The sequence below is a fragment of the Kitasatospora sp. MY 5-36 genome, from assembly GCF_001182915.1.
In the GTDB taxonomy this organism is placed as follows: Bacteria; Actinomycetota; Actinomycetes; order Streptomycetales; family Streptomycetaceae; genus Kitasatospora.
In genome coordinates this window covers 1-10,830 of record NZ_LFVW01000401.1, presented here as the reverse complement: position 1 = coordinate 10,830, position 10,830 = coordinate 1, and the positions used below count along the sequence as shown (strand labels likewise).

The following is a 10,830-nucleotide window of genomic DNA, read 5'->3' as shown; positions in this document are numbered from 1 at the left end:
CGCGCTCGCCCTCACCCCCGCCGACACCCTGGTGGGCGTCTCCGCCTCCGGCCGTACGCCCTACCCGCTGGCCGCCGTCCGTGCCGCGCGCGCGGCGGGGGCGCTGACCGTCGGGCTGGCGTGCAACCGCGGCTCGGCGCTCGCGGCCGCGGCCGAGCTGGGCATCGAGGTGGAGGTCGGCCCCGAGGTGCTGGCCGGATCGACCCGGCTCAAGGCGGGCACGGCACAGAAGCTGGTGCTCAACCTGCTGTCCACGGCCGTGATGGTCCGGCTCGGCCGGACGTACGGAAATCTGATGGTCGACCTCCGCGCCACCAACGACAAGCTGCGCGACCGTGCCCGACGGATCGTCGCCGAGGCGACCGGCGCCGACGGGACCGCGGTCGACCGCGCCCTGAGCGCGACCGGCGGCCGGGTCAAGGACGCCATCCTCTCCCTGCTCGCGGACGTGGACGCCCCCACCGCAGCGCGCCTGCTCACGGCCTCGCAGGGACGGCTGCGCGAAGCCCTCCGCCTCGCCCGGCCGTAGCAGCCCTCCACCGCGCCCGGCCAAAACCCCGCCCGGCCGTAGCCCCGTCCCCCGCCGACTCACCCCAACCGCACGTCCGCCGCCACGACGACCTCGCCGAGGCGCGGGAAGTCCAGGTCCACCGACGCCCGGTGCTCCTCCGCCGTGAGCGCGGCCATCGCGTCCTCGACGAACAGCAGCCGGTACCCGTGGTCGCCGGCGGCCCGGGCGCTGGACTCCACGCCGAGGTTGGTGGCAATCCCGGTGAACACCAGGGTCTCCACGCCCCGCGCCCGCAGCAGCCCGTCCAGGCCGGTGCCCTGGAAGGCGCCGATGCTGCGCTTCACCACGACCTCGTCGGCCACCGCCGCGACCTCCGCGACCAGCCCGCTCCCGGGCGGCTGCTCGGCGACGTTCGGCCGCTCGACCCGCACCGCGACCACGGGCGCGCCCGCCGCCCGGAACTCCCGGGCCAGCTCCAGCGAGGCCTCCACCACCTCCGAACCGGTGCGCGGCGCGAGCGGGTTGGCGACGATCCGGTCCATCAGGTCGATCAGGACCAGGGCCGTACTGCGGGGATCAAGGGTGGTCATGGACGTCACGCTAGTCCAGTCACGCCGGCCCGTCCGACAACCGGCCCATCCTACGACCGCCCCTCCTGGGCCCGACCCTCCGAGGCCCGGACCTCCGACGCCGGAGCGCCCTCCGCCGCCACCGGAGCGCCCTCCGCCCCCGCCTCCCGCGCGATCTCCGCCCGGAACCCCTCGATCAGCACCCGCAGCCCGTACTCGAAGTCCGCGTCGTGGTCGGTCATCCGCAGCACGTCCACCGCCTCGCGCAGCAGCGGCAGTTCGCGCAGCGCCTCGTCCGGGAACGGCGGCCGGTCGCGGTCCGCGGTGTCCTGCCGCCAGGCCTGCTCCTCGGTGACCCAGCCCATGATGTACCGGTCGACGGTCAGCAGCAGCCGCAGCGCCGTGCGCGGGCGCAGCCCGGCCCCGCACAGGGCGGCCAACTGGGCCTCGACCGCCGGGAGTTCGTCCTCGCTGGGCAGGGTGCCGGCGTGCACCCGGGCGCCGTCGCGGTAGGCGAGCAGGGCGCCGCGCTTGGCGCGGGCGTCGGCGGCGATCCACTCGGGCCAGTGCGCCGGGTCCGGCTCGCGGTCGGGCGGGAGGGCCTCGGCGAGCATCGCCTCGGCCATCAGGTCGAGCAGTTCCCGCTTGTTCTTGAAGTGCCAGTACAACGCCGGTGACTGGACGCCGAGTTCACGGGCGAGCCGGCGGGTGGTCAGCCCGTCGATGCCCTCCTTGTCGAGCAGGCGCAGCGCCGTGCGCACCACCTCGTCGCGTTGCAGCGCCATCCGATCGCCCTCCTGGGTTATCCGCTTGCCAGACCCACCTTATCGCCGATAAGTTCCCGAGCTGGAATTTATCAGCGATAAGGACGGCCGTCGCGACGCCGACGACCGCGAAGGGATCCCACCCCTCGTGACCTCCAACCCGAACCCCACCTCCGGACCCGACCCCACCTCCAGCCCCGACCGCCCCTGGTCCCGCCTGCTGCCGAACACCGCCCCCTGGCGCTCCTCCCGGGACTTCCGGCTGACCTGGACCTCCGGCACCGTCACCCTGCTCGGCTCGATCTTCACCATGACCGCGATCCCGCTCCAGATCGCCGACCTCACCGGCTCGCCGCTGGCCGTGGGCGCGGTCGGCGCGGTCGAGCTCGTGCCCGTCATCCTGTTCGGCCTCTACGGCGGCGTCCTCGCCGACCGCGCCGACCGCCGCACCGTCGCCCTGGCCACCGAGGTCGCCCTGGCCGCGCTCAGCGCCTTACTTCTGGCCAACGCGCTGCTCGGCACCCCCGCCGTCTGGCCGCTCTACGTCGCCGCCGGGGTGGCGGCGGCGATCCAGGGCATCCAGCAGCCCTCGGTCGAGGCGATGGTCCCCCGCCTGGTGCCCCAGGACCAGCTGGTGGCGGCGGGTGCCCTGCTGTCCCTGCGCTGGAGCATCGGCGGCGTGGCCGCCCCGGCGGCGGCCGGCCTGCTGATCGCGACCGCCGGCGTCCCGGCCGCGTACCTGGTCGACCTCGGCACCTTCCTGCTCTCGATCGCCCTGCTCGCCCGGGTCCGGCCGGTCCCCTCGGAACGGGACGCCGAGGCGCCGCAGCTCACCGAGTTCCTCGACGGCGCCCGGTACGCGGCCCGGCGGCCCGATCTGGTCGGCACCTACCTGGCCGACCTCGCGGCCACCGTCTTCGCCCTGCCCACCGCGCTCTTCCCGTTCCTGGCCGCGGAGTTGGACGCCACCTGGGCGCTCGGCCTGCTCTACTCGGCCGGTGCGGCCGGCAGCCTGATCGCCGCCGCGACCGGCGGGTGGGCGGAGCGGGTGCACCGGCACGGCCGGCTGGTCCTGCTCTCCGCCGCCCTGGTCGGCGCGGCGACGGCGGCGGCCGCCTTCGCCCCGGGCCTGTGGGCCGTCCTGCTCTGCCTGACCGTCGCGGGCGGCGCGCACTGGGTCGGCGACACCTTCCGCAGCGCCATCTGGAACCAGTCCATTCCGGACGAACTCCGGGGCCGAGCGGCCGGGTTGGAGATGCTGATCGGCTCCGCCGGGCCGGCCCTGGGCGACCTGCGGGCGGGCGGGCTCGCGGCCCGCCAGGGCATCCGGGCGGCACTGCGCACGGGGGGCCTGCTCTGCCTCGGCAGCTCGGCCGCCGTGTCCGCCGCGCTCCCCGCACTCTGGCGCTACGACCAGCGGGCGCACCGCACCGGGCCGGTCGCGCCGGAGCCCACCCCGTGACGCGCCCGCCGCACCCACCCCACGACTGCTCAGTCCCGGACGAGCGCCGTCGCGTGCCGGTCGATCAGCTCCGCCAGCCCCCGGAGGTCGTCGACCCCGCGCTTGGGCAGCATGGTCAGCACACCGGTCTCCTCGCTGCCCTTCAACAGCAGGAACAGCCGGGGCGTCTCCAGGTAGTACCGCTGCTCCGACCAGGCGAACTCGGTGACCGAGGCCTCGGTGCTCACGACCACCCCCTGGTCGTCCAGCAGGACCCTGAACTCGCCCTTCTCCCTCGCCGTCCTCGTCACCCGCCGCACCCGCGTCGCGGGCCCCGCGAGAACCACGAGCAGCACGACCGCCACCAGCAGGGCGAGCAACCGCAGCACCGTCCCGCCGAGGACGGCGAGCAGCCCGACGACCGCCGTCCCGCCGACGGCCACCGTGTACACGGCCAGCCGCGACCGGCGTCCGGCCGCCGTGCACCGCTCCCACGCCGCGAAGGCCTCCCGGAAGTCCTCGGCCGTCGGGGTGTAGCGGACCTCGACCGACGTCACCGCCCGCTCGTCGGAACCCACGTCCCACACCCTCCGACCCATGTACGCACAACTCCTGACACCAGCTTCGCCGGATCGTAGCAAAGACCGTACGTACCCGATGCGACCGCGTCCACGGCCTCCCGGCCCTCCGGCGTGAATGCGCCGCTCCCGGCACCCACCCGTTGACCGACCACCCCGCCCGGCGGTTGGCTCACCCCGAGCCGGCCGCCGGGGAGTTCGGCGTCCACCGCCGACGCGGCACGGCCCGATCCCAGGGGAGGGAACCCGATGACCCGCATCCGCCGCCCACTGCGCGCGGCCCGCACCCTCGCGGCCGCCGCACTGGCCGCCGCCGTCTCCATCACCGTCGCCACCCCCGCCCAGGCGGCTCCGTCCACCACACAACCGTCCACCACACGACCGTCCGCCTGGCCGGGCGGCACGGGCACCGAACGCGTCTCCGTCGGCCCCGGCCAGGCGCAGGCCACCGGCGCCTCGCAAGCCCACGGCCTGAGCGCCGACGGGCGCTACGCCGTCTTCACCTCGGAGGCGGCCGACCTGGTGCCCGGCGACACCAACGGTGCCGTCGACGTCTTCGTCCGCGACCTGTGGACCGGCCGCACCGAACGGGTCGACACCGGTCCGGGCGGCGTCCAGGCCGACGGCCCCGCCCACCACGCCGCGATCAGCGGCGACGGCCGTTACGTGGCGTTCGGTTCCAGCGCCACGAACCTCGCCCCCGGCGCCAACCGCGGCTACCAGGACGTCTACGTCCACGACCGCCGGACCGGCGAGACCCGGCTGGTCAGCGTCGGCAAGGCGCCGGGAGCCCCGCAGACCGACCGGGTGTCCGACGTCCCCTCGATCAGCTGGGACGGCCGCTACGTCGCCTACCAGTCCAACCGCAGCGACCTCGCCCCCGGCACGGTCACCTGGTTCGGCGGCAACATCTACGTCACCGACCTCTGGACCGGCGACACCCGCCTGGTCAGCGTCGGCGCAGACGGCAAGGAGGCCGACGCCTCCTCCGCATCGCCGGAGATCAGCGGCGACGGCAGCACGGTCGTCTTCATCTCCAAGGCGACCAACCTCATCGGCCCGGGCCGGCCCGACACCCTCTCCCCGGCCGCCGTCGCCGAGCTCAGGGCCGGCTCCGACCAGGAGTTCGCCGCCGACTCCCTCCGCCCGGAAGCCCGCTCAGACTCCCGCCCGAACGCCCGCCCGGACACCCGCTCAGACGCCCGCGCAGAGCTCCTCAAGCCGCGCCTCTACCCGCTGTACGCCCGCGACCTGCGCGCCGGGCGGACCAGCCTGGCCTCCTCGGCCCCCGACGGCGGCTACAAGGGCGCGGCCGACCCGTCGATCAGCCCGGACGGCCGCTACGCCGTCTACTCCTCCTGGGTCGTCCACGGCGACACCTCCTGGGACCGCCACTTCGAGCTGTACGTCCGCGACCTCCGGCAGGGCACCGAGACGCTGGTCAGCGTCGGCCTGCCCGGGACGAAGACCACCCTCGACTCCTTCGGCGGCCGGCTGACGGCGGACGGCCGGTGGGTCTACTTCAGCTCGGCGGCGGAGAACCTCGTCCCCGGCGACACCAACAACGCCGAGGACGTGTTCCGGCGCGACCTGTGGACCGGCCGCACCGAGCGGGTCAGCGTGGCGGGCGACGGTTCCCAGACCACCGGCTCCTCGTACGCCCCGTTCCCCGACGCCTTCGGCACCGCGGTGGTGTTCACCTCGTCCGACAGCACCCTCGCCCCGGGGGACACCAACAACGCCGAGGACGTGTTCCTCCGCCGCCTCCCGCTGTTCTGACACCCGCCCCGACCACCCTCGCCACCCCGACCGGCGCGGGTGCTCCCGGTCTCACACCGTGAGCGCCCGCGCCGAGGCCCGGATCGGCGCCGGCAGTTCCGTCCACCCCCGCAGGTACCGGTCCACCGCCGCGGCCACCGCCCGCCCCTCGGCGATCGCCCAGACGATCAGCGACTGCCCGCGACCGGCGTCCCCCGCGACGAACACGCCCTCCGCCGCCGTGGCGAAGCCGTCGTCCCGGGCCAGGGTGCCCTCCGGCCCGGTGGCGAGGCCGAGTTGGGCGAACAGCGGCCGGTCCGGGTCCGGCCCGGTGAAGCCCAGCGCGAGCAGCACCAGCTGCGCCGGCAGCCTCCGCTCGGTGCCCGCCCGCGGGCTGCGGTCGGCGGGCTCGGCCTCGGCGAAGCGGACGGCGGCCAGCCGGCCGTCCGGGCCGGGCTCGAAGCCGACGGTGGTGGCCGCGAACACCCGGGGCCCGGCCTCCGCCGCGCCGGACTCCTCGTGCGAGGTGGTCTCCCGGTACACCTTGGGGTACACCGGCCAGGGCTGCCCGTCGGCCCGGTCCCGCGGCGGCCGCGGGTTGATGTCCAGCTGGGTGACGGAGGCGGCGCGCTGGCGCAGCGCCGTCCCCAGGCAGTCCGCCGCCGTGTCGCCGCCGCCGACGATCACCACGTGCCGCCCCTCGGCGGACAGCGGCGAGACCGGGCAGTCGCCCTCGTCCACCCGGTTCGCCCAGGTCAGGTACTCGATCGCCTGGTGCACCCCGGTCAGGTCCCGCCCCGGCACCGGCAGCTCCCGGCAGGCGGTCGCGCCCACCGCGACCACCACCGCGTCGTACCCGGCCCGCAGTTCCTCGCCCGGGACGTCCCGGCCGACCCACACCCCGGTGCGGAAGTCGGTGCCCTCGGCCCGCAGCTGGTCCAGCCGGCGCTCCAGCCGGTGCTTCTCCAGCCGGAACGGCGGGATGCCGTACCGCAGCAGCCCGCCCGCGCGGTCGGCCCGCTCGTACACGGTGGTGGCGTGCCCGGCCCTGGTCAGCTGCTGGGCGGCGGCCAGCCCGGCCGGGCCCGAGCCGATCACCGCGACCCGCCGCCCACCGGAGCGCTCGGCGCGGTCGGGCGGCCGGGGCCCGTCCCAGCCCGCGTCCAGGGCCCGGTCGGCGATCGCCAGTTCCACGTTCTTGATCGTCACCGCCGCGCCGTCGATGGCCAGCACGCAGGCGCTCTCGCAGGGCGCCGGGCAGAGCCGCCCGGTGAACTCCGGGAAGTTGTTGGTCGCCAGCAGCCGTGCCGCGGCCGCCCGCCAATCCGCGCCGACCTCCGCTCCGACCTCCGCGCCCGCTCCGGCCCCCTCCCCGGAACCCGTCCCCGACTCCGCCACCAGCCGGTTCCACTCCGGCACCAGGTTCCCGAGCGGACAGGCGCTGTGGCAGAACGGCAGCCCGCAGTCCATGCACCGCCCCGCCTGCCCGCCCACCACCGGCAGCAGCGGGCCGGGCCGGTACACCTCCCGCCAGTCCCCCAGCCGCTCCCGCGCATCACGCCGCACCCGCTCTTCGCGCGGGGTGGTGAAGAAGGCCATCCGGTCTGCCATCGCGGCCTCCGGCAGGGCGTGCCGACTCGGATCAGGCGGCCCACCCGGCGGCGCGCCACCGTACGGCCACCGTACGCCCGCGAAGCACCGCGCGACAGCCCCGGCCGTCACGGACCGCCCCGGAGCGGCCGCGGAGCGGGCCCGGACACCCCGCCCCCGCCCGGAACCGCCGTGAGCACGCCAGGGAGAATCTCCGCCATGACCCACACCGTGCTGATCGCCGAGGACGACCGGGCCATCCGCGACTCGCTCGCCCGCGCGCTGATGCTGCAGGGCTACCGGGTGCGGGTCGCCGCCGACGGTACCCAGACCCTGGCCGTCCTCGCGGAGCAGCGCCCCGACGTCCTGGTGCTCGACGTGATGATGCCCGAGCCGGACGGCCTGGAAGTCTGCCGCCGGCTGCGCGCGGCCGGCGACCGCACCCCGGTGCTGATGCTCACCGCCCGGGTCGAGGTGCCGGACCGGATCGCCGGCCTCGACGCGGGCGCGGACGACTACCTGGTCAAGCCCTTCGACGTGGACGAGCTGTTCGCCCGCCTGCGCGCCATGCTGCGCCGCCGCCCGCCGGAGTCCGCCACCGAGGTGCTGACCGTCGCCGACCTGCGGATCGAGCCGCCCGCCCGCCGGGCCTGGCGCGCCGCCCAGGAGCTCGAACTGTCCCGCACCGAGTTCGACCTGCTGGAGCTGCTCGCCCGGCACGCCGGCGCCGTCCTCGACCAGGCCACCCTGTACGAGCGGATCTGGGGCTACGACTTCGGCCCCGGCTCGAAGAACCTCGCGGTGTTCATCGGCTACCTGCGCCGCAAGCTCGACCGCCCCGGCCTGGCGCCGCTGATCCACACCGTCCGCGGCGTCGGCTACACGCTGCGCGAGCCGTGACCGGCCCGGCCCGCCGCCTCCCCCGGTTCCCGCGCCCGGCCCGCCGCGCGCCCCGGCCGCCGCGCCCGAGCGGCCGGCTGCCCCGTCTCCCCCGGCTGCCGCGCCCCGGCCTGCCCACCACCTTCGCGCTGGCCTTCGCCGCGATCGCCGCGCTGGTCGCGGTGCTGATCGGCGCACTCGGCTACGACGCCGCCGCGCGGCTGATCCGGGACGACGAGACCGCCGACTTCGGCGCCGCCGTCGACTCCGTCGGCCGCCAGGTCCAGCGGGAGGTGCTCTTCCCGGGCGACTTCGCCGGCCCGAGCGGCCTGAGCGCCGACCTGGTCCGCCCGATCCGGGTCACCACCCAGTCGCTCGACCCCGACGGCGCGGTGCTGCCCGGCACCGCCCGGCTCGACCTGCCGCCGAGCCCGTCCGACCACGAGCTCGCCCACGCCGACCAGCCGGGCCGCACCTCGATCGGGCTGCGCCACGAGCACCGCGAGGCCTACCGGGTCGGCGTGGTCTCGCTCGGCGGCCGGCGCGGGGCGGTCCAGATCATCCAGCAGGTCGGGCCCACCGAGAAGCTGCTGACCACCCTGCGGACCCGTACGGTCGCCCTGGTGGCGATCGTCGCGGTGCTCGCCGGCGGGGCCGGCCGGCTGCTCGCCCGACGGATCACCCGGCGCCTGGTCCGGCTCACCCACGCGGCCGAACTGGTCGCCGCCAGTGGGCGGTTGGACGTCCCGGTGCCCGCCGCCGGCACGGACGAGGTGGGCCGGCTCGGCCGGGCCTTCGACCGGATGCTGGGCCGGCTCGCCACCGCCAAGGAGAACCAGCGCCGACTGGTCCAGGACGCCGGGCACGAGCTGCGCACCCCACTGACCAGCCTGCGCACCAACCTCTCGGTGCTCCCCAGCCTGGACCGGCTGCCGCCCGCCGAACGCGCCGCGCTGATGGCCGATCTGGTCGAGGAGACCCGGGAGTTGACCCAGCTGGTGGAGGAGCTGGTGGCGCTCGCGGCGGACCGCAGGGCGGACGAGCGGCCGACCGAGGTGCTGCTCGCCGACGTGGTCCGGCAGGCCGCCGCCCAGGCCCGGCGGCGCGGCGACCGGGAGGTCGTGGTGGACGCGGACGCGACCGTGGTCACCGCCCGGCCGGACGCGCTGGCCCGCGCGGTGGGCAACCTGCTGGACAACGCCGCCAAGTTCGACCCCGCCGGGACGGGCCCGATCGAGGTGGTGGTGCGCGGCCCGCGGGTGGAGGTGCGCGACCGCGGCCCGGGCATCGACGCGGCCGACCTCGACCGGGTCTTCGACCGCTTCTACCGGGCCACCGCCGCCCGCGGCCTGCCCGGCTCCGGGCTGGGCCTGGCCATCGTGCACGAGGTGGCCCGCTCGCACGGCGGTACGGCCTTCGCCGCCAACCGGGAGGGCGGCGGCGCGGTGATCGGCTTCACCCTCGGCGCCGACGGAGCGGACGGGCCCGACGGCTGAGCACGCGGACGGGCCCGGCGCGTGGCAGCGCCGGGCCCGCGGTGGAACCGACCGTCAGACGGCGGCCAGCAGCCCCCGCCCGAGCCAGTCGGCCTCGTCCTTCACCCCCGGCAGGACGAAGAAGTAGCCGCCGCCGGTCGGCGAGATGTAGTCCACCAGCGGCTCGCCGATCAGCCGGGTCTGGGTGGCCTCGAACTGCCGCACCACGTCCTGCTGGTAGCAGCAGAACACCAGGCCCATGTCCAGGTTCCCGGCCCGGTCGACGCCCCGGTCGTAGTTGAAGCCCCGGCGCAGGATGCGCGAGTTGTCGGTGTCGGCGGTGCGCGGGTTGGCCAGCCGGATGTGGGCGTCGAGCGGGATCGCCTTGCCGTCCGGGTCCTTGGCGTAGTCCGGCGCGTCGGTCTCCCGGGCGCCGTCCAGCGGCGCGCCGGTGTCCCGGCGGCGGCCGAACATCTTCTCCTGCTCGGTGAGGGTGACGCGGTCCCAGAACTCGATCAGCATCCGGATGATCCGGATCACCTGGTAGCTGCCGCCGGTCGCCCAGGCCGGCTCGCCCGTCCCGTCGGTGACCCAGACCAGCCGGTCCATCTCGCGCGCGGAGCCGGTGTCCGGGTTGACGATGCCGTCCTTGAAGCCGAGCAGGTTGCGCTGGGCGCCGTCCGGGCGGGACTGGTTCTGGAAGCCGTCGATCCGCCAGAGGATCTGCAGCGCGCCCCGGGTGTGCCGGGTGATGTCGCGCAGCGCGTGCAGCACGGTGTCCTGGCGGTCGGCGCAGATCTGCAGCGAGAGGTCGCCGTGCAGTTCGGCGGCCTGGAGGTTGTCGTTCGGGAAGGTCTTCATCGGCGCGAGCCTGACGGGCTTGGCCTTGGCCAGCCCGTAGCGGTCGTCGAAGAGCGAGGCGCCGACGCCGACCGTGACGGTCAGGTGGTCGGCGGGGACGGTCGGGCCGAGGATGCCGCTGTCCGAGGGCGGCGCGCCGACGCCGAGGTCCGGCGGGGTGCCGCCGGCGGTGAGGAAGCGGATCCGCTCGGTCAGGGTCCGGAACAGCGTTTCGAGGCCCTTGCGGTCCTGGGCGATCACCTGGCAGGAGACGAAGGCCGCGAAGCCGGGGGCGGCCGTGGTGACGCCCGCCTGGTGGGCCCCGTGGAAGGGCACCGCCCCGGCCTTCTCCTGCGTGCCGTCCCCGGCGGCGGCCGGTCCGGCGGCGAGGGCGAGGCCGCCGCCGGCCAGCACGGCCGCTCCGG

The 10,830-nt window shown here is 75.8% G+C and carries 10 protein-coding genes; 5 read left to right on the top strand and 5 right to left on the bottom strand.

What is annotated here, in order from left to right:
- Window positions 1-529, top strand: a 529-nt coding sequence (locus AE652_RS24205) for an N-acetylmuramic acid 6-phosphate etherase (RefSeq protein ID WP_049654978.1), incomplete at its 5' end; no start/stop codon positions are given.
- Between the two features lie 59 nt (window positions 530-588).
- Here the strand turns inward: AE652_RS24205 and AE652_RS24200 are convergent.
- A complete protein-coding gene (locus AE652_RS24200) occupies window positions 589-1,101 on the bottom strand; it encodes an isochorismatase family protein (protein WP_049654976.1) in 513 nt (170 codons plus the stop codon).
- A 50-nt stretch (window positions 1,102-1,151) separates the two neighbouring features.
- Window positions 1,152-1,865 (bottom strand): TetR/AcrR family transcriptional regulator C-terminal domain-containing protein, encoded by a 714-nt coding sequence (locus AE652_RS24195; RefSeq protein ID WP_049654975.1) that lies wholly within the window; start codon window positions 1,863-1,865, stop codon window positions 1,152-1,154.
- 127 nt (window positions 1,866-1,992) lie between these two features.
- Here AE652_RS24195 and AE652_RS24190 point away from each other — a divergent pair, with 127 nt between their 5' ends.
- Complete coding sequence (locus AE652_RS24190; protein ID WP_199823137.1) at window positions 1,993-3,306, top strand: MFS transporter; 1,314 nt, start codon at window positions 1,993-1,995, stop codon at window positions 3,304-3,306.
- A 29-nt stretch (window positions 3,307-3,335) separates the two neighbouring features.
- On the opposite strand, the gene AE652_RS24185 is transcribed toward AE652_RS24190, so the two are convergent.
- Window positions 3,336-3,863: a YcxB family protein gene (locus tag AE652_RS24185; RefSeq protein ID WP_049654974.1), complete on the bottom strand. Its 528-nt coding sequence runs from the start codon at window positions 3,861-3,863 to the stop codon at window positions 3,336-3,338.
- Window positions 3,864-4,112: 249 nt separating this feature from the next.
- On the opposite strand from AE652_RS24185, the gene AE652_RS24180 reads away from it, so the two are divergent.
- Complete coding sequence (locus tag AE652_RS24180) at window positions 4,113-5,642, top strand: PD40 domain-containing protein (protein ID WP_049654972.1); 1,530 nt, start codon at window positions 4,113-4,115, stop codon at window positions 5,640-5,642.
- A gap of 51 nt (window positions 5,643-5,693) precedes the next feature.
- Here the strand turns inward: AE652_RS24180 and AE652_RS24175 are convergent, their stop codons facing one another.
- Window positions 5,694-7,232, bottom strand: a complete 1,539-nt coding sequence (locus AE652_RS24175; protein ID WP_049654970.1) for a glutamate synthase subunit beta — start codon at window positions 7,230-7,232, stop codon at window positions 5,694-5,696.
- A 198-nt stretch (window positions 7,233-7,430) separates the two neighbouring features.
- Here AE652_RS24175 and AE652_RS24170 point away from each other — a divergent pair, with 198 nt between their 5' ends.
- Window positions 7,431-8,111: a response regulator transcription factor gene (locus AE652_RS24170; protein ID WP_049654967.1), complete on the top strand. Its 681-nt coding sequence runs from the start codon at window positions 7,431-7,433 to the stop codon at window positions 8,109-8,111.
- A complete protein-coding gene (locus AE652_RS24165) occupies window positions 8,108-9,586 on the top strand; it encodes a cell wall metabolism sensor histidine kinase WalK (RefSeq protein WP_082345931.1) in 1,479 nt (492 codons plus the stop codon). Before AE652_RS24170 ends, AE652_RS24165 begins: the two co-directional genes overlap by 4 nt.
- 54 nt (window positions 9,587-9,640) lie before the next feature.
- Here the strand turns inward: AE652_RS24165 and efeB are convergent, their stop codons facing one another.
- Window positions 9,641-10,819, bottom strand: a complete 1,179-nt coding sequence (efeB, locus tag AE652_RS24160) for an iron uptake transporter deferrochelatase/peroxidase subunit (RefSeq protein WP_082345932.1) — start codon at window positions 10,817-10,819, stop codon at window positions 9,641-9,643.
- Window positions 10,820-10,830 lie beyond the last annotated feature (11 nt).

Coding starts and splice junctions, on each gene's coding strand:
- AE652_RS24170 (WP_049654967.1), top strand. CDS start 7,431: ATGACCCACACCGTGCTGATCGCCGAGGACGACCGGGCCATCCGCGAC.
- AE652_RS24175 (WP_049654970.1), bottom strand. CDS start 7,232: ATGGCAGACCGGATGGCCTTCTTCACCACCCCGCGCGAAGAGCGGGTG.
- AE652_RS24180 (WP_049654972.1), top strand. CDS start 4,113: ATGACCCGCATCCGCCGCCCACTGCGCGCGGCCCGCACCCTCGCGGCC.
- AE652_RS24195 (WP_049654975.1), bottom strand. CDS start 1,865: ATGGCGCTGCAACGCGACGAGGTGGTGCGCACGGCGCTGCGCCTGCTC.
- AE652_RS24200 (WP_049654976.1), bottom strand. CDS start 1,101: ATGACCACCCTTGATCCCCGCAGTACGGCCCTGGTCCTGATCGACCTG.